The organism is Variovorax gracilis (genome assembly GCF_030317115.1).
Lineage (GTDB): Bacteria > Pseudomonadota > Gammaproteobacteria > Burkholderiales > Burkholderiaceae_C > Variovorax > Variovorax gracilis.
Map to the genome: position 1 here is coordinate 249,063 of NZ_JASZYF010000009.1, position 17,819 is coordinate 266,881.

A 17,819-nucleotide genomic window follows, 5' to 3' on the forward strand; every position below is an offset into this window, starting at 1 on the left:
CGCCCTGAAAGGCCGGCGCCGCGTCAAGCCGCGGCACTGACGAACGCGGGGGGCGGCGGGCTGCCCGTCGACAGGGTGAGCACTTCGTAACCGGTCTCGGTGACCAGCACCGTGTGCTCCCACTGTGCGGACAGCGAATGGTCGCGCGTGACGATGGTCCAGCCGTCGTATTGCCCGCCCTTGGCGTCTTCCTTGATGTCGCGTTTGCCGGCGTTGATCATCGGCTCGATGGTGAAGGTCATGCCCGGCTTGAGTTCCTCGAGTGTGCCGGGTTTGCCGTAGTGGAGCACCTGAGGCTCTTCATGGAAGCCCCGGCCGATGCCGTGGCCGCAGAACTCGCGTACCACGGAGAAACCGTTGCTCTCGGCAAAGCGCTGGATCGCGAAACCGATGTCCCCCAGGCGGGCGCCCGGCTTGACCTTGACGATTCCGTGCCACATCGCCTCGTAGGTGAAGGCGCACAGGCGCTTGGCCGCGATGGAGGCATCGCCGACGACGAACATGCGGCTGGTGTCGCCGTGCCAGCCGTCCTTGATGACGGTGATGTCGCAATTGACGATGTCGCCCTTCTTGAGCGGCTTGTCGTTCGGGATGCCGTGGCACACCACGTGGTTGACCGAGGTGCAGATCGACTTCGGGTAGGGCACGGTGCTGGCGCCCATGTAGTTCAGCGGGGCCGGGATCGCGCCCTGGACCTGCGTGATGTAGTCGTGGGCGAGCTTGTCGATTTCGTTCGTGGTCACGCCGGGCTTGATGTGCGGGGTGATGTAGTCCAGCACTTCGGAGGCGAGGCGGCAGGCCACGCGCATGCCGGCCACGCCTTCGGCGTCTTTGTAGGTAATGCTCATGCCGGGAATTATCCCATCGGGGCCGCTAAAATTCAGGGTTAGCGCGGATGGCCCCAGTCAGCGGCCGCCGCCTCGATCTCTTCATTCTCAACGCGGCCCCCGGCCGATCCGACTGTGACGTTGCCCGTGAATCCGCTCTCCCATTCCGCGACCCCTGTGGTGACTTTCTTCGAGGGCGGCAGTGCGCTCAGCGAGTTCCGGGCCCGCCAGATCCTGCCCCGGCTGCAAGCCGTCGACCCGCGCATCGAGGGCCTGAGCGCCCGATTCGTGCACCTGGTCGTCACGGAGACGGCATTGGATGCGGCCGGGCGCGAGCGCTTCGCCGCCCTTCTGGGCTACGGCGAACCCTTCGTGGCGCCGGCCAGGCCGGGCCCGACCATCGTCGTCACGCCACGGCTGGGCACGGTGTCGCCCTGGGCGTCCAAGGCGACCGACATCGCCCACAACTGCGGTCTCGCGCTGCGCCGCGTCGAGCGGGTGACCGAGTACCACCTCGTGCTGAAGGCCCCGCTGCTCGACAAGGCCCTGGGCAAGCCCGCCACGCTGGAAGGCGAGAAGCTCGCCCTCGTCGGCGATCTGTTGCACGACCGCATGACCGAATCGGTCCTGGCTCGACTCGATCAGGCGGCGGGCCTCTTCGCCGAGCTGCCGGCCCAGCCGATGGCGCAGGTCGACGTCCAGGGCGGCGGGCGCGCGGCGCTGGTCGAGGCCAACAAGAGCTTCGGGCTCGCGCTGGCGGAGGACGAGATCGACTACCTGGTCGATGCCTTCACCCGCCTTGGCCGCAATCCGAGCGACGTCGAACTCATGATGTTCGCGCAGGCCAACAGCGAGCACTGCCGCCACAAGATCTTCAATGCCGATTTCATCATCGACGGCCAGGCGCAGCCGCAGAGCCTGTTTTCGATGATCCGGCACACCGAGCGCCAGAACCCGCAGCACACGGTCATCGCCTATGCCGACAACGCCTCGGTAATGGAAGGCACACGCGTCGAGCGCTTCGTCGCCGCGTCGGACTCGGGCAGCTACGAAAAGCGGGATGCCCTGAGCCACGTGCTCATGAAGGTCGAGACGCACAACCATCCGACCGCGATCTCGCCCTTTCCGGGGGCATCGACAGGCGCGGGCGGTGAAATTCGCGATGAAGGAGCCACCGGGCGCGGCTCGAAGCCCAAGGCGGGCCTGACCGGCTTCACGGTCTCCAGGCTCTGGCCGGAAGAGGGCAGCTACGGCAAGCCGGGCCACATCGCGAGTCCGCTGCAGATCATGACCGAGGGGCCGCTCGGCGGCGCGGCCTTCAACAACGAATTCGGCCGACCCAATCTGCTCGGATACTTCCGCGAATACGAACAGGCCATCCACAGCGACGGCGAGACCGTGCAGCGCGGCTATCACAAGCCCATCATGATCGCGGGCGGACTCGGCAGTATCGACGCCGAGCAGACCAGGAAGATCCAGTTTCCGGCTGGCGCCTTGCTGATCCAGCTCGGCGGGCCCGGCATGCGCATCGGCATGGGCGGCAGCGCCGCCAGCTCGATGGCCACGGGCGCCAATGCGGCCGAGCTGGATTTCGACTCCGTACAACGCGGCAACCCCGAAATCGAACGCCGAGCGCAGGAAGTCATCAACCATTGCTGGCAGCAGGGCGACGCCAACCCCATCCTCGCCATCCACGACGTGGGCGCCGGCGGCTTGAGCAATGCCTTCCCTGAACTTACCAACGACGCCGGCCGCGGTGCGCGCTTCGACCTGCGCGCGGTGCCGCTCGAAGAATCGGGCATGGCGCCGAAGGAGATCTGGTGCAACGAAAGCCAGGAGCGCTACGTGCTGGCGATCGCGCCGGAATCGCTCGCGCAATTCCGCGCCTTCTGCGAGCGCGAGCGCTGCCCGTTCTCCGTCGTGGGCGTCGCGACCGAGGCACGGCAGTTGCTCGTGGCGGACGAAGGCGCCGAGGCGCAGCCGGTCGACATGCCGATGGACGTGCTGCTCGGCAAGCCGCCCAAGATGCTTCGCGACGTGAAGACGGTCGATCGCCGCTTCAAGCCGCTGGACCTCACCGGCGTGGACTTGCAGAAGGCGGCGATCGACGTGCTGTCTCATCCCACCGTCGCCTCCAAGCGCTTTCTCATCACCATCGGCGACCGAACGGTGGGTGGCCTCAGCCATCGCGACCAGATGGTCGGCCCCTGGCAGGTGCCCGTTGCCGATTGCGCCGTGACGCTGGCCGACTACAAGGGGTTTGCCGGCGAGGCGATGAGCATGGGCGAGCGCACGCCGCTTGCGGCCATCGACGCGCCGGCCTCCGGCCGGATGGCGGTAGGCGAGGCCATCACCAATCTGCTCGCGGCACCCATCGAGCTGTCGAGGGTCAAGCTGTCGGCCAACTGGATGGCCGCCTGCGGCGAGCCGGGCGAGGACGCCGCTCTCTACGAGACCGTCAAGGCGGTCGGCCTGGAACTCTGCCCGGCGCTCGGCATCTCGATCCCGGTCGGCAAGGATTCGCTGTCGATGCGCACGCAATGGCAGGACGGCGGCGAGCAGAAGAAGGTCACGTCGCCCGTCAGCCTGATCGTGAGTGCCTTCGCCACGCTGGTGGACGTGCGCGGCACGCTCACGCCGCAACTCGACGCCAACGAGCCTGACACCACGCTGGTGCTCGTCGACCTTGGCCGCGGCCAGCATCGCATGGCCGGCAGCATCCTGGCGCAGACGCTGTCGCAGAGCGGCGATACGGTGCCTGATCTGGACGATCCGCAAGAGCTCGTCAAGCTGGTCGCTGCAGTCAACGCGCTTCGCGCCGAAGGCAAGATCCTCGCGATGCACGACCGAAGCGACGGCGGCCTGTTCGCCGCCGCTTGCGAGATGGCCTTCGCCGGGCATGTCGGCGTTGCGCTCAATGTCGACCTGCTCGTCACCGAGGGCGACGGCATCAGCGACAGCCGTGCCGAGTACGGCGATGCGAAGAACTGGGCCGGCCAGGTCAGCGCGCGCCGCGAGGAACTCACGCTCAAGGCGCTCTTCAATGAAGAGCTCGGCATGCTGCTCCAGGTGCGGACCGCCGAACGCAACGAGGTGATGCAGGTCCTGCGCGCCCACGGCCTGAGCACGCACAGCCACTTCGTCGGCAAGACCCGTCCCGTTAACTCGACCATGGACGCGGGCAAAGGGAAGGTCGAAGTGTGGCGCGATGCCAAATCCGTCTTCAGTGCCAACCTGAGCGACCTCCACCAGGTCTGGGATTCGGTCAGCTGGAAGATCTGCCGCGACCGGGACAATCCCGAATGCGCCGATGCTGAACACGCCGCTGCCGGAGATCCGCAAGATCCGGGCGCGCACGTGCTGCTGGCGGACGGCGTGGCCGAGAACGTGGCGGCGCCTTTCCTGAATCTCGCCAGGCCCAAGGTCGCGATCCTGCGAGAGCAGGGCGTCAATTCACACGTCGAGATGGCCTACGCGTTCACCGAAGCAGGCTTCGACGCTTTCGACGTTCACATGACCGACCTGCAGACGGGCAGGGCGGACCTGGCCGATTTCAAGGGCGTGGTCGCCTGCGGCGGCTTCAGCTACGGCGACACCCTGGGCGCCGGTATCGGCTGGGCGCGCAGCATTACCTTCAACCCGAAGCTGGCGGAACAATTCAAGGGCTTCTTCGGACGGCCCGACACCTTCGGCCTCGGCGTCTGCAATGGCTGCCAGATGTTTGCCGAACTGGCCGACATCATTCCCGGCGCCGAGGCCTGGCCGCGTTTCACGACCAACCAGAGCGAGCGCTTCGAGGCCCGGCTGTCGATGGTCGAGGTGCTCGAATCTCCCAGCCTCTTCTTCGCCGGAATGGCAGGCAGCCGCCTGCCGATCGCGGTGGCGCATGGCGAGGGCTATGCGAACTTCAAGCACCGTGGCGACCCGGCGAAGGCGATCGCCGCGATGCGATTCGTCGACAACCATGGCCAAGCGACCGAACGCTATCCGTTCAACCCCAATGGCAGTACGGGCGGGCTCACCTCCGTGACCACCGCCGACGGCCGTTTCACTGCGCTGATGCCGCACCCCGAGCGCGTGTTCCGCAACATCCAGATGAGCTGGACCTCGGGAGCCCAGAGCGAGTTCAGCCCGTGGATGCGGATCTGGCGCAACGCGCGCAAGTGGGTCGCGTGAGCGGAGCAGGGATGCGCCGGCGCGACGTGCTCCACGCGGGCGCCCTCGCGGGAGGCGCACTGGCCGGCATGACGTCGCTGTCCCATGCCGCCGAAGCATTCAGATCGCTGAAGAAATCGCCGCGCATGCCGGTCATGTTCGTCGGCCACGGCAGCCCGATGAATGCCATCGGCGACAACGCCTACCGGCGCAGCTGGCAGGCGCTGGGCGCCGACTTCGGCAAGCGGTATCCCGCGCCGCAACTCGTTCTCTGCGTCTCCGCTCACTGGCTGACGCGAGATGGGTGGTATCTCACGGGAATGGCACAGCCCAAGACCATCCATGACTTCGGCGGCTTTCCACAGGAGCTGTTCGACCAGCAATACCCGGCGCCGGGCGCACCGGCTGCGGCCGCTGAAATCGCGCAGGCCGTTCGCCAGCCGGTGAGTGGTTTGGCGCTTCGCCTCGACACATCGGAATGGGGTTTCGACCACGGCACATGGTCAGTGCTGAAGCCGATGTTTCCCAAGGCCGGCATTCCGGTCGTGCAGCTGAGCATGGACTACAGCCGCGCGCCGGTCGAGCACTACAGGATCGGGCAGCAACTCAAGGCGCTGCGAGAGCGCGGCGTGCTGATCGTCGGAAGCGGCAACATCGTCCACAACCTCCGGGCCACGCGGCGTGGCTCGGCGCCGAACCAGGCATACGACTGGGCGATCGAGTTCGACCGCATCGTCGGCGAGCAACTGACGAATGGTCAGTTGTCGGCATTGCCGAACTTCAAAGGCCTGGGCGCTGTCGCCACCCAGGCGCATCCGACGCACGACCACTATCTGCCGCTGCTCTACGTCGCTGGCGCCGTCGATGAGAACGAAGTCCCCCGCTTTTTCAACGCCGACTTCCAGTCGGCTTCGATCTCGATGCGTTCCGTCGTCTGGGGTTGAGCGTTGCAACAAAAAAAAGCGGCCAGGGGCCGCTTTTTTTGTACTGGGTGACCACACGAAGTGGGCGAGCCCGAGGGTTATTCGATTTTTGCCTTCGCGCGCAGGTCTTCCTGGTACTTCTGCAGGCGCTGTTGCTGAAGTTGTTGCGTGATTTGCGGCTTGACCTCTTCAAGCTTCGGCAGCTGCGCCTGGCGAATATCGTCCACGCGGATGATGTGATAGCCGAACTGAGACTTGACCGGCGCGGCCGTCGTCTCGCCCTTCTTGAGCTTGATCATCGCCTCCGAGAACTCGGGCACGAAGCTCGCGGGGGCAGCCCAATCCAGGTCGCCGCCGTTCGCACCCGATCCCGGGTCCTTGCTCTGCTTCTTGGCGATATCTTCGAACTTGGCGCCCTTCTTGAGGTCGGCGAGGATTTTCTTGGCTTCGTCTTCCGTGGCGACCAGGATGTGGCGAGCCTTGAACTCCTTGCCGCTGTTGGCCGCGACGAACTTGTCGTACTCGGCCTGCACGTCGGCATCGGAGACGGCATTGGTCTTGCGGAAGTTCTCGAACAACTGGCGGATCAGGATGGCCTGGCGGGCGAGTTCGAGCTGGTTCTTGTAGTCGTCGGTGGCGTCCAGGCCCTGCTTCTGGGCGGCTTGCATGAACACTTCGCGCGCGATCACTTCCTCGCGCAACTGATCCTGCATTTCCGGCGTGACCGGGCGACCCGCTGCAGCAAGTTGTTGAGCCAGCACTTCCATGCGTGCCTTCGGCACCGGCTTGCCGTTGACGATGGCCGCGTTCTGCGCAAAGGCAGCAACGGGCAACGCGCCAACGAGTACGGCGGCCGTGAAGGCCTGCAAGATGTATTTCTTCATAGAGGGAGCCTCGGTCCTGGAGGAGAAAACGCGCAGTGATTTAGAAAAGCGCTTTATGGAAAAGAGGGGGTTTTTCGCCGCACAGAGGAGGCGGGAAGTAATCAAAGCGCTTCAAAGCGTCTCGATGGCAATCGCGTGAAGGCCCTGTGCGATGAAAAGTTGCAGCGCATCATACACAAGCCGATGGCGCGCCACGCGGGGCTTGCCGGCGAACAGCGGGGAAGCGATGCGCACCCTGAAATGCGTGCCGTAGCCCTCGGGACCCGCACCGGCGTGACCGGCATGCGAGGCGCTCTCATCGATCACTTCGAGCACGGTGGGTTGAAGCGCTTCGCGCAGGCACGCTTCGAGATCCTTGGAGGTCGGAAGGCTCATGCCGCTGGCTTGTCCGACTTGAGGTACGGAGAGATGTAGAGGCCCTGCGCGACCAGGAAGACGATCGGGAACACATAGCCCCACAGCTTGAAGTTGACCCAGGCCTCGGTGCTGAAGTATGCCGCCACGTAGCCGTTGATCACGGCCATGAAAAGGCAATACGCGATCCACGCCACGTTCAGTCGGCCCCAGATGTTTACCGGCAGTTCCAATTGCGCGCCCAGCAGCATCTTGAGGAAGTTCTTCTTGAACCCCCACAGCGCCACGGCCAGCGCCAGCGCCATTGCGCCGTAGAGCACCGTCGGCTTCCACTTGATGAAGCGATCGTCGTGTAGCGCCAATGTGAGCGTTCCGAAAAGCAGGATCAGCACCAGCGTGGCCTTCTGCATCGGCAGCAACTTGCGCTCGGTGAACCAGATGATGGACATCTGGATGACCGTGCCCGCCATCAGCACACCGGTGGCGGTGTAGATGTCATAGAGCTTGAACGCGCCGAAGAACAGGAGGATCGGAAAGAAGTCGAGGATCAGTTTCATTTTTTCTGGAAATCCAGCGAAGCCGAGTTCATGCAGTACCGCAGGCCGGTTTCGGTCGGGCCATCGGGAAACACGTGGCCGAGGTGGGCGCCGCAATTGGCGCACACATTTTCGGTGCGCACCATGCCGTGCGAGCGGTCGACGATGTTGCGGATCGCGCCCGGCACGGCTTCCTGCGAAAAGCTCGGCCATCCACAGCCGGCGTCGAACTTGGTGGCGGACTCGAACAGCTTGGCGTCACAGCAGATGCAGTGATAGGTGCCGTCATCCCAATGGGCTTCGTACTTGCCGGTGAACGGGCGCTCGGTGGCGGCATGGCGCGTGACTTCGAAGGCGCCGCGCTCGGCGCCTTTTTCAGCGAGGATGGCTTTCCATTCGGCGTCGGTCTTCTGGATGGGTGAAGTCATGATGAGCAACTGATTTCGATGGTGGAAGCCCAGTCGGGCGGGAATCCGGCGAAGTCGTCGTGGCCGGGGTGCTCTTCACATGGGGTTTCGAGCAGCGCGAGCAAGGTCGATACGCCGGAAAAGTCCTTTTGCTGCGCCGCTTCGATCGCCCGCTGGCCCAGGTGGTTCCGCAGCACGAACTTGGGATTGGTCTTGAGCATCAGGTCTGCCGACTGCGCCGCCGGGGTCTGCGCGCGACGGTCCGAAAACGATTGCAGCCAGGTATCGAGGGCAGAGCGATCGATGAAGAGATCGCGCACCGAACCCGGATTGTCGCCTGCAACGTGTCCGGAGAGGCGGCGCCAGAAGATCGTGTAGTCGACCTTTTCCTGTGCCAGCAGCTTGAGAGCGCCCTCGATCAGTGCACGATCGGTATCCGCCGTATCGACAAGGCCGAGCTTCGCGCGCATCCGCGCCTCGAATTCGGCGGGAAAGACGGTCTTGTACGACTCCAGCGCCGCGACCGCGACTTCCTGGTCGCCGATCAGCGGCAGCAGCGCCTGCGCGAGGCAGAAAAGATTCCAGTAGGCGACGTTGGGTTGCTGGTTGTAGGCATAGCGGCCTGCCGTGTCGCTGTGGTTGCAGATGTGGCGCGGATCGAAGCCGTCCAGGAACTGGAACGGTCCATAGTCGATGGTGAGCCCCAGGATGCTCATGTTGTCGGTATTCATCACGCCATGGCAGAAGCCGACCGATTGCCATTGGGCGAGCAGCGCCGCTGTGCGCTCGCTCACCGCTTCCAGCAGCGCGGCATAGACGTTGCCATTGAAGCGTTCCGTCGTGCGGCAACCGGGGTAGTAGCGGTCGATGACGTAGTCGGCCAAGGCGCGGAGTTCGTCGTCGCGCTGGTTGGCGGCGAAGTGTTCGAAATGGCCGAAGCGCACGAAGCTCGGCGAAACGCGTGTCACGACCGCGGCGGTTTCGAGTTCCTCGCGGCGCACCCGGGCATCCGAGCCGGTCACGCACAGCGCGCGGGTGGTCGGGATGCCCAGCGCATGAATCGCCTCGCTGCACAGGAACTCGCGAATGCTCGATCGCAGCACGGCTCGCCCATCGCCCATGCGGGAATAGGGGGTCAGGCCACTGCCCTTGAGTTGAATCTCCAGCCCCCCAGCCGTTTCACCCAGCAGGATGGCCCGGCCGTCGCCCAGTTGCCCGGCCCAGACGCCGAACTGATGGCCGCTGTAGACGCTGGCCAGCGGCCGCGTTCCCGCGATCGCCACGTTGCCCGTGAAAGCCGCCAGCCCCTCGGCGGAATGGAGCCAGGACTCGTCCAGGCCGAGTTCGCGCGCGACTGCCGAGCTGCGGCCGACCCAGTAGGGTTCGGGCAGCGGGCTGGGGTTGAGTTCGGTGAAGAATTTGGGACCGAGCGCTGAAAACCCCGGGGCCCAGCGCAGGCCCAGGTCAACGACATCCGCTTCGTCTGCAAGCATGCTCATGGGGATGGATTGTCCCGCACGGGCGCCAACCCCGTCCCGCGCAGGCCAACCGTGGATACCCGACGGTGCACTGCGGGTTTCTGACATTGTGTGACGAACCGAAATTGAGCGAACCTCACGGTCGCTACAGGGCAACCGATGGTTACATTGCATTGCCCTTCAATACTTGAAGCCCATTTCCACAGGAGTCAATAGATGCTGGGTTTGATGCAGGACCAACCGTTGCTGATCTCGTCCTTGATCGAGTTCGCCGAATGTCACCACGGCGACGCCGAGATCGTGTCGCGGCGGGTCGAGGGAGACATGCACCGCACGACGTGGCGGCAAATCGCCGCGCGATCGCGCCAGGTCGCCAATGCGCTCGACGACGAGCAACTTCTGTTCAGCGACCGCATCGCCACCCTGGCCTGGAACGGTTATCGCCATCTCGAGCTCTATTACGGCGTGAGCGGGTCGGGCCGTGTCCTGCACACCATCAACCCGCGGCTGCATCCCGACCAGATCGCCTGGATCGCGAACCATGCTGAAGACCAGATCCTGTGCTTCGACCTGACCTTCCTCCCGCTCGTGCAAGCCGTGCACGCCAGGTGCCCCACGGTCAAGAAATGGATCGCCCTGTGCGATGCCGAGAAACTGCCGGCCGACAGCGGCGTGCCCAACCTGGTCAGCTACGAAGCCTGGATGGGCCGGCGCTCCAGCGAGTACCCCTGGCCGAGCTTCGACGAGAACTCTGCTTCGAGCATGTGCTACACGAGCGGCACCACAGGCAATCCCAAGGCGGCGCTCTACAGCCATCGCTCGACGCTGCTGCACGCCTACGCTGCCGCGCTGCCGGACGTGATGACGCTGTCGGCCCGCGATTCGGTGCTGCCGGTGGTGCCGATGTTCCACGTCAATGCGTGGGGCATTCCTTACTCGGCCGCGCTGGTCGGCGCCAAGCTGGTATTTCCCGGTCCAGCGCTCGACGGCAAGTCGGTGTATGACCTGCTCGAATCCGAGAAGGTGACTTTCGCCGCCGGCGTGCCGACCGTCTGGCAGATGCTGCTGGGCCACCTGCAGGCCAACGGCCTCAAGTTCTCGACGCTCAAGCGCACGGTGATCGGCGGTTCCGCCTGCCCGCCGGCCATGATCAACGCTTTCCAGCAGCAGTACGGCGTGGAGGTGCTCCATGCCTGGGGCATGACCGAGATGTCCCCGCTCGGCACGCTCTGCACCCTGAAGAACAAGCACCTCGAGATGTCGCCGGAGCAGCAGACCGCCATCCGCATGAAGCAGGGGCGCGCGATCTTCGGCGTGGACATGAAGATCGTCGACGGCGACGGCAAGGATCTGCCCTGGGACGGCAAGGCCTATGGCGACCTGCTGGTCAAGGGCCCCTGGGTGGTCAAGGAATATTTCAAGGGGGAGGGCGGCGACCCGTTGATTCCGGACGAGCAGGGGCGCGGCTGGTTCCCCACCGGCGACGTCGCCACCATCGATGCCGACGGCTTCCTGCAGATCACCGATCGCAGCAAGGACGTGATCAAGTCCGGCGGTGAATGGATCAGCTCGATCGACATCGAGAACATCGCGGTGGCGCACCCGGGCGTCGCGATGGCCGCCTGCATTGGCGTTGCGCATCCCAAATGGGACGAGCGGCCGATCGTGGCGATCGTGAAAAAGCCGGGCGCCGAGGTTTCGCGCGATGAGTTGCTCGCCTTCTATCAGGGCAAGACAGCCAAGTGGCAGATTCCCGATGACGTGGTGTTCGTCGAGGCGATCCCGATTGGCGCCACCGGCAAGATCCTGAAGACCCGGCTGCGCGAACTGCTGCGCGACTACAAGCTGCCCGGCGTCTGAGCGGCGGGGACTTGATTTCGAGGCGCATCCTACCGGCGGGTAGCACCATCCGGACGCGCTCTGTCGCATGGGTGATAGAAACGGCCCTCGCGGCCGACTTCTTACGGGCATTCCCTGACGGGCGAGGTTCCAAAGGCTTGTAACCTCGCCTCGCACTGACAGCATGACCAGGAGATACGGAATGAAATTCGCTCTGAAAATCGCAACTGCCGCCGTCCTCGCAGCCACCGCCACCGGCGCTCTGGCTCAAAAGGGTGAAACCGTGAAGATCGCCTGGCTTGACCCGCTGTCGGGCCTGATGGCCGCGGTCGGAACCAACCAGCTCAAGACCTTCCAGTTCCTGGCCGAGGAGTTCAACAAGAAGAACGCCGCCGGCGTCAAGTTCGAGATCATCGGCATCGACAACAAGCTCAGCCCACAGGAAACCACGAGCGCGCTGCGCTCGGCACAGGACCAGGGTGCGCGCTACGTCGTGCAGGGCAACGGCTCGGGCGCCGCACTGGCGATCATCGACGCGCTCGAAAAGAACAACGCACGCAATCCGGGCAAGGAAATGCTGTACGTCAACTACGCTGCAGTCGATCCCGACCTGACCAACAGCAAGTGCAGCTACTGGCACTTCCGCATGGACGCCGACACCTCCATGAAGATGGAAGCGCTGACGACCTTCATGAAGGACCAGCCCGACGTCAAGAAGGTCTACCTGATCAACCAGAACTATGCGCACGGCGTGCAGGTCGTGAAGTTCGCCAAGGAGAACCTGGCACGCAAGCGGCCTGACGTGCAGATCGTCGGCGAGGACCTGCACCCGCTGGCGCAAGTGCGCGACTTCGCGCCGTACGTCGCCAAGATCAAGGCATCGGGTGCTGACACCGTGATCACAGGCAACTGGGGTTCCGATCTGGCGCTGCTGATCAAGGCCGCCAACGACGCCGGCTTGAACAACGTCAAGTTCTACACCTATTACGGCACCGTGAGCGGCACGCCGACGGCCATGGGCGCGGCATCGGCCGGCAAGGTGTATCAGGTCGGTTACGGCCACTACAACATGGGCGGCGATTTCGAGCGCCTGACCGTGGCCTTCAACAAGAAGTTCAAGGAAGACCTGTATACGTCGGCGGCCTTCACGACGCTACAGATGCTCACCGACGGCTTCGTCAAGGCCAAGTCGACGGACCCGGTCAAGGTGGCCGCGGCGTTGGAAGGTATGAGGTTCAAGAGCTTCAACGGGGACGTCGAGGTGCGCAAGGCTGACCACCAGCTTCAGCAGGGCCTCTACATCACCAAGTGGGACAAGGCGGGCGGCAAGTACCCGATCGACTCGGAAGGCACGGGCTACACCTTCGTGCCGGTGAAATACTACGAGCCCTACGTGGCCAGCACGCCCACGACGTGCGAAATGAAGCGGCCGAGCCCCTGATTTCCCCGCAGGGGTTGACCGGTCGAGGCCCGACTTCAACACTCGGGCCTTTTTCTTTTCTTACGTGATCCCAAGGACCGATGAACGTCGAATTCTTCGTCATCTCGCTGCTCAACGGCGTCAGCTACGGCTTGCTGTTGTTCATGCTGAGCTCTGGCCTGACGCTGATCTTCAGCATGATGGGTGTGCTCAACTTCGCGCACACCAGCTTCTACATGCTCGGGGCCTACGTGGCCTACACGCTCTCCGGCATCATCGGCTTCTGGCCGGCGCTCTTCATCGCGCCGTTGCTGGTGGGCGCGCTGGGCGCGGCCTTCGAACGCTACAGCCTGCGGCGCGTGCACAAGTTCGGGCATGTGCCTGAACTGCTGGTGACCTTCGGTCTTTCCTACCTGATCCTCGAAGTGGTGCAACTGGTCTGGGGCCGTTCGACGGTGCCCTACGGTTTGCCGAGCCAACTGCAGGGGCCGCTGTTCACGCTGTACGGCACACAGTTTCCCAAGTCGCGCTCGTTCATCATGCTGGTCGCGCTGCTGATGCTGCTGTCCGTCTGGCTGCTGCTCACGCGCACGCGCATCGGCCTCGTAATCCAGGCGGCGCTGAAGCATCCCGAGATGGTCGAGGCGCTGGGCCACAACGTGCCGCGCGTCTTCATGCTGGTGTTCGGCGGCGGCGCTGCGCTGGCGGGCCTCGCGGGTGTGGTCGGCGGCAATACCTACGTCACGGAGCCGGCCATGGCCGCTTCCGTGGGTTCGATCATCTTCGTGGTCGTTGTCGTGGGCGGCATGGGCTCGCTCGCGGGCGCCTTCCTGGCGTCGCTGCTGATCGGGATCATCCAGACCTTCGCCGTGGCGATGGACCAATCCATGGCGACCGGGCTGCGAGCCATCGGCATGGCCGTGAACGAAAGCACCTTCGGCTATCCCTTGCTCAATCTCACGATCTCGCAAGTGGCGCCGATCCTTCCCTACCTGTTCCTTGTTCTCATCCTGATCTTCAGGCCGAAGGGCTTGCTCGGCACGCGGGAAGACTGACACATGACCACGCAGTACTACCGCTTCAAGCCCTGGAACATCGGGCGCTACTTCATCTGGTCGCTGTTCGCGATCGCGCTGATCGTCGCCCCGATGGTCTTCAAGACAAGCCTGGCGCTGACGATGCTCTCGCAGATGGGTTACCTCATCATCATCTGCCTGAGCTACAACATCCTGCTCGGTCAGGGCGGCATGCTGAGCTTCGGGCATGCGGTCTATACCGGGCTCGGGTCGTTCATCGCCATCCATGCGATGAACCTCGCGAGCAAGGGCGGCTTGCCGATTCCGCTGGTGTTGATCCCGGTGGTCGGCGGCCTGGCGGGCATGTTCTTCGCCATCCTCTTTGGCTTCGTCACGACGAAGAAGTCGGGCACCACCTTCGCCATGATCACGCTGGGCATCGGCGAACTCGTGGCCTCCATGGCACTGATGTTCCCCGGCTTCTTCGGCGGGGAGGGTGGCGTGACCACCGACCGCGTCTACGGCCGTCCGTTCTTCGGCATCACCTTCGGGCCGCAGATCCAGGTCTACTACCTGATCGCCGTGTACTGCTTCGTGTGCACCGCCTTGATGTATGCCTTTACCGGCACACCGCTCGGCCGCATCCTGAACGCAGTGCGCGACAACCCGGAGCGGGTGGAGTTCATCGGCTACAACACGCAGCGCGTGCGCTACTTCGCCTTCATCATTGCCGGCTTCTTCGCCGGCGTGGGCGGCGGACTGGCGGCGATCAATTTCGAGATCGTCAACGCCGCCGACAGCCTCAACGCGATCCGCTCGGGCGGTTATCTGCTCTTCACCTTCCTGGGGGGCGCGGTATTCTTCTTCGGTCCGATCATCGGCGCGGTGCTGCTGGTGTTCGCGTCGGTCCTGCTGTCTGAGCTCTCGAAGGCCTGGCAGCTCTACTTCGGGCTGGTGTTCGTGTTCATGGTGATGTTTGCCCCGGGCGGCATCGCGAGCCTGATCATGATGAACCTGCGCGTGGCGAAGTTCGGCAAGTTCAACCGGCTCTGGAAACTCTATATCGGCTTGCTGCTTGCGGCTATTCCGGTGGTGGTCGGTGCCGCCGCCCTCATCGAGATGATCTATCACATCCAGCTCAATTCGGCCCTGGGCCCGGAACTCAGGTTCTTCGGCGTGCCGCTCGACACGTCCGGCTTCGCAAGCTGGGCTGGAGCGGTCATCGTCCTGGCAATGGGACTTGTCGTGCTGGAGGTCGTGCGGCGGCGCTTCGTGCGGGTCTGGGGGCAAGCGCAGGAAGAGATCGAAGCCGAGATCAAGCGGAGGGAACTGGCATGACGCACGCACTCGAACTCAAGGGACTTCGCAAGAATTTCGGCAAGACCGAAATCATCCGTGGGGTCGACCTGGCGGTCGAGGCGGGCGAGCGCATCGGCATCATCGGGCCCAATGGGGCGGGCAAGTCGACCTTGTTCAACCTGATCAGCGGGCGGCTCGCGCCCACCAGCGGCGAGGTCCTGCTCAACGGGCATCGCATCGACGGCAAGAAGCCCTTCGAGATCAACCGGATGGGCCTGTCGCGCAGCTTCCAGATCACGAACATCTTTCCCAAGCTCAGCGTCTTCGAGAACCTGCGCTGCGGCGTGCTGTGGAGCCTGGGTTATCGCTACACCTTCCTGCGCTTTCTGTCGAACCTCGACGATGCCAATGAGCGCACCGAAGAACTGATCCATCAGGTCGGCCTCGACAAGAAGCGCGATGTCCATGCGGTGAATCTCACCTATGCCGAACAGCGCGCGCTGGAAATCGGGGTGACCATTGCAGGCGGCGCCAACGTGATCCTGCTGGACGAGCCGACGGCCGGCATGAGCAAGACCGAGACGGCGCACTTCATCGCGCTCATCAAGCAGGTCACCGTCGGCAAGACCCTGCTGACGGTGGAACACGACATGGGTGTGGTGTTCGGCCTCGCCGACAAGATCGCGGTGGTGGTCTACGGCGAGGTCATCGCCTTCGACACCCCTGCCGCCGTGCGCGCCAACTCGCGCGTGCAGGAAGCCTATCTCGGCTCGGCCGTTGCCGACGCACAGGGCGCTGGACACTGACATGCTGAAGCTCCACGACATCCACGCCTATTACGGCAAGAGCCATGTGTTGCATGGTGTTTCGTTTGACGTCGGCCCCGGCGAAATCGTCGCCTTGCTGGGTCGAAACGGCTCGGGCCGTTCGACGACGGCCAAGGCCATCATGGGCCTTGTGCATGCGGAGGGCACGCTGCGCTGGAAGGAGCACGACATCCTGCGCCGGAAGGCCTACGAGATCGCGCACCTCGGCATCGGCTATGTGCCCGAGAACCGGGACATCTTCCCCAAGCTCACGGTGCACCAGAACCTCCTGCTGGGCCAGAAGGGCAACGGCAAGGGCAGCCGCTGGTCCTTCGACGACATGTACGGCATGTTCCCGCGCCTGAAGGAGCGCCAGCACACGGAAGCTGGCGTGCTCTCGGGCGGCGAGCAGCAGATGCTGACCCTGTGCCGTACGCTGATGGGCGATCCCGACCTGATCATCATCGACGAGCCGACCGAGGGCCTTGCGCCCAAGATCGTGGAGCTGGTGGGGCAATATCTCCGCACGCTCAAGGACAAGGGCATCTCGGTGCTGTTGATCGAACAGAAGCTGACCATCGCCATGCAGATCTCCGATCGAGCATTGGTCATGGGCCACGGCAGCATCGTGTTCGACGGCACACCGGACAGCCTCCGGGCCGATGCCTCTACCCGCAAGGAGTGGCTGGAGGTCTGAACACGCTCCGACTGCTTCCTGAGTTTGTCTCGACAGCGACTTGGGGCCGTTGCCTGGCCCCAGGAAACGCCTAGAATTTCACAAAAAAAGAACACTCGTGCTTTTTAAGTGCGAGGGCGTCGGCGCCGAGTGGGTGCGCCACGCTCTCGAACCCTTTTTCGATCCTCTCCCATCCCAAAGGAACGCAGCATGACGGCTGAATACAAAGTGCTCGGCGATGTCGCCGTGATCACGATGACCAACCCCCCGGTCAATGGCCTCGGTTTCTCGACACGCATCGGCATCACCGACGGTCTCTCGAAGGCCATCGATGACCCGGCCGTCAAATCGATCGTCATCACCGGCGCCGGCAAGGCCTTCTCCGGCGGCGCCGACATCAAGGAATTCGGCACGCCCAAGGCGCTGCAGGAGCCCAATCTGCTGAGCGTGATCCTGGCGCTCGAGGCATCGCCCAAGCCCATCGTCGCCGCGATCCACTCCGTCTGCATGGGCGGCGGCCTTGAATTGGCCCTGGGTTGCCACTACCGCGTGGCCGCACCCGGAACCAGCGTCGCGCTCCCCGAAGTCAAGCTGGGCCTGCTGCCCGGTGCAGGCGGCACTCAGCGCCTGCCGCGCGTGCTGGGCGTCGAGACCGCTCTCAACATGATCGTGAGTGGTGAAGCCGTCAAGAGCGAGATGCTCGCTTCGCTGCCCGGTCAGAAGCTGTTCGACAAGCTGGCTGCATCGCCCGAGTCCGTGTTCGACGAGGCCGTCAAATTGGCGAAGTCGGTTGCCGGCAAGACGGGCGCCGAGTTGCCGCTGGTGCGCAGCCTGCCGTGCAAGCATCCGCAGGGCGACGCCTACTTCCAGTTTGCCAAGAACATGGTGGGCGGCATGTCGAAGAATTACCCGGCGCCGCTCAAATGCGTCGACGCTGTGCAGGCCGCGACCAAGATGAAGTTCGACGACGGCATGGCCGAAGAGCGCCGTCTCTTCACCGCGCTGATGTTCACGCCCGAATCGATGGCGCTGCGCCACCTGTTCATGGCGGAACGTGCGGCTTCGCGGATTCCCGACGTTGCGGACGACACGCCCCAGCGCGCCATCAAGTCCGTGGGCGTGATCGGTGCCGGCACCATGGGCGGCGGGATCTCGATGAACTTCCTGAACGCGGGCATCCCCGTGAAGATCCTCGAGAT

At 64.1% G+C, this 17,819-nt stretch carries 15 protein-coding genes; 9 read left to right on the forward strand and 6 right to left on the reverse strand.

Going from position 1 to position 17,819, the window contains the following annotated elements; translation table 11 throughout:
• Positions 1–23: 23 nt before the first annotated feature.
• On the reverse strand, positions 24–848 hold the full coding sequence (gene map / locus QTH97_RS19500; RefSeq protein ID WP_286570094.1) for a type I methionyl aminopeptidase: 825 nt from the start codon (positions 846–848) through the stop codon (positions 24–26).
• A gap of 126 nt (positions 849–974) precedes the next feature.
• Between map and purL the strand changes: the two genes are divergently transcribed.
• Together purL and ygiD are read left to right on the forward strand one after the other, a co-directional pair.
• The gene (purL, locus tag QTH97_RS19505; protein WP_286570095.1) at positions 975–5,003 is read left to right on the forward strand and encodes a phosphoribosylformylglycinamidine synthase; all 4,029 of its coding nucleotides are present in this window, start codon (positions 975–977) and stop codon (positions 5,001–5,003) included.
• Between the two features lie 68 nt (positions 5,004–5,071).
• On the forward strand, positions 5,072–5,926 hold the full coding sequence (gene ygiD / locus QTH97_RS19510; RefSeq protein WP_286570119.1) for a 4,5-DOPA-extradiol-dioxygenase: 855 nt from the start codon (positions 5,072–5,074) through the stop codon (positions 5,924–5,926).
• A 77-nt stretch (positions 5,927–6,003) separates the two neighbouring features.
• Here the strand turns inward: ygiD and QTH97_RS19515 are convergent, their stop codons facing one another.
• The 5 genes from QTH97_RS19515 to QTH97_RS19535 form a co-directional block, all read right to left on the reverse strand.
• Positions 6,004–6,789 carry a foldase protein PrsA gene (locus QTH97_RS19515; RefSeq protein ID WP_286570096.1) on the reverse strand — a complete coding sequence of 262 codons (786 nt, stop codon included), beginning with the start codon at positions 6,787–6,789 and terminating at the stop codon, positions 6,004–6,006.
• Positions 6,790–6,900: 111 nt separating this feature from the next.
• Positions 6,901–7,164, reverse strand: a complete 264-nt coding sequence (locus QTH97_RS19520; protein ID WP_286570098.1) for a BolA family protein — start codon at positions 7,162–7,164, stop codon at positions 6,901–6,903.
• Entirely contained in the window at positions 7,161–7,700 is a 540-nt protein-coding gene (locus QTH97_RS19525; protein ID WP_286570099.1) for a septation protein A, read from the reverse strand. Before QTH97_RS19525 ends, QTH97_RS19520 begins: the two co-directional genes overlap by 4 nt.
• Entirely contained in the window at positions 7,697–8,107 is a 411-nt protein-coding gene (gene msrB / locus QTH97_RS19530) for a peptide-methionine (R)-S-oxide reductase MsrB (protein ID WP_286570100.1), read from the reverse strand. The genes QTH97_RS19525 and msrB overlap by 4 nt, the downstream gene beginning before the upstream one ends.
• On the reverse strand, positions 8,104–9,585 hold the full coding sequence (locus QTH97_RS19535) for a protein adenylyltransferase SelO (protein WP_286570101.1): 1,482 nt from the start codon (positions 9,583–9,585) through the stop codon (positions 8,104–8,106). The genes msrB and QTH97_RS19535 overlap by 4 nt, the downstream gene beginning before the upstream one ends.
• A gap of 195 nt (positions 9,586–9,780) precedes the next feature.
• Here QTH97_RS19535 and QTH97_RS19540 point away from each other — a divergent pair, with 195 nt between their 5' ends.
• The 7 genes from QTH97_RS19540 to QTH97_RS19570 form a co-directional block, all read left to right on the forward strand.
• Positions 9,781–11,424, forward strand: coding sequence for a 3-(methylthio)propionyl-CoA ligase (locus QTH97_RS19540; protein ID WP_286570102.1), 1,644 nt, complete (start codon positions 9,781–9,783; stop codon positions 11,422–11,424).
• Positions 11,425–11,605: 181 nt separating this feature from the next.
• Entirely contained in the window at positions 11,606–12,844 is a 1,239-nt protein-coding gene (locus QTH97_RS19545; RefSeq protein ID WP_286570104.1) for a branched-chain amino acid ABC transporter substrate-binding protein, read from the forward strand.
• Positions 12,845–12,924: 80 nt separating this feature from the next.
• Positions 12,925–13,878 carry a branched-chain amino acid ABC transporter permease gene (locus QTH97_RS19550; RefSeq protein WP_286570106.1) on the forward strand — a complete coding sequence of 318 codons (954 nt, stop codon included), beginning with the start codon at positions 12,925–12,927 and terminating at the stop codon, positions 13,876–13,878.
• Positions 13,879–13,881: 3 nt separating this feature from the next.
• Positions 13,882–15,177, forward strand: a complete 1,296-nt coding sequence (locus QTH97_RS19555) for a branched-chain amino acid ABC transporter permease (RefSeq protein ID WP_286570107.1) — start codon at positions 13,882–13,884, stop codon at positions 15,175–15,177.
• Positions 15,174–15,944 (forward strand): ABC transporter ATP-binding protein, encoded by a 771-nt coding sequence (locus tag QTH97_RS19560; protein WP_286570109.1) that lies wholly within the window; start codon positions 15,174–15,176, stop codon positions 15,942–15,944. The genes QTH97_RS19555 and QTH97_RS19560 overlap by 4 nt, the downstream gene beginning before the upstream one ends.
• A 1-nt stretch (position 15,945) precedes the next feature.
• Positions 15,946–16,641: an ABC transporter ATP-binding protein gene (locus QTH97_RS19565; protein ID WP_286570110.1), complete on the forward strand. Its 696-nt coding sequence runs from the start codon at positions 15,946–15,948 to the stop codon at positions 16,639–16,641.
• Positions 16,642–16,830: 189 nt separating this feature from the next.
• Positions 16,831–17,819: enoyl-CoA hydratase-related protein (locus QTH97_RS19570; protein ID WP_286570111.1), on the forward strand; the 989-nt coding region annotated here is incomplete at its 3' end.

What these genes read in the sequence shown, in the direction of transcription:
- QTH97_RS19525 (WP_286570099.1), bottom strand. Translation starts at nt 7,700, where the DNA reads ATGAAACTGATCCTCGACTTCTTTCCGATCCTCCTGTTCTTCGGCGCG.
- QTH97_RS19515 (WP_286570096.1), bottom strand. Translation starts at nt 6,789, where the DNA reads ATGAAGAAATACATCTTGCAGGCCTTCACGGCCGCCGTACTCGTTGGC.
- msrB (WP_286570100.1), bottom strand. Translation starts at nt 8,107, where the DNA reads ATGACTTCACCCATCCAGAAGACCGACGCCGAATGGAAAGCCATCCTC.
- QTH97_RS19545 (WP_286570104.1), top strand. Translation starts at nt 11,606, where the DNA reads ATGAAATTCGCTCTGAAAATCGCAACTGCCGCCGTCCTCGCAGCCACC.
- QTH97_RS19520 (WP_286570098.1), bottom strand. Translation starts at nt 7,164, where the DNA reads ATGAGCCTTCCGACCTCCAAGGATCTCGAAGCGTGCCTGCGCGAAGCG.
- QTH97_RS19565 (WP_286570110.1), top strand. Translation starts at nt 15,946, where the DNA reads ATGCTGAAGCTCCACGACATCCACGCCTATTACGGCAAGAGCCATGTG.
- ygiD (WP_286570119.1), top strand. Translation starts at nt 5,072, where the DNA reads ATGACGTCGCTGTCCCATGCCGCCGAAGCATTCAGATCGCTGAAGAAA.
- QTH97_RS19560 (WP_286570109.1), top strand. Translation starts at nt 15,174, where the DNA reads ATGACGCACGCACTCGAACTCAAGGGACTTCGCAAGAATTTCGGCAAG.
- QTH97_RS19535 (WP_286570101.1), bottom strand. Translation starts at nt 9,585, where the DNA reads ATGAGCATGCTTGCAGACGAAGCGGATGTCGTTGACCTGGGCCTGCGC.
- QTH97_RS19550 (WP_286570106.1), top strand. Translation starts at nt 12,925, where the DNA reads ATGAACGTCGAATTCTTCGTCATCTCGCTGCTCAACGGCGTCAGCTAC.
- QTH97_RS19540 (WP_286570102.1), top strand. Translation starts at nt 9,781, where the DNA reads ATGCTGGGTTTGATGCAGGACCAACCGTTGCTGATCTCGTCCTTGATC.
- map (WP_286570094.1), bottom strand. Translation starts at nt 848, where the DNA reads ATGAGCATTACCTACAAAGACGCCGAAGGCGTGGCCGGCATGCGCGTG.
- QTH97_RS19555 (WP_286570107.1), top strand. Translation starts at nt 13,882, where the DNA reads ATGACCACGCAGTACTACCGCTTCAAGCCCTGGAACATCGGGCGCTAC.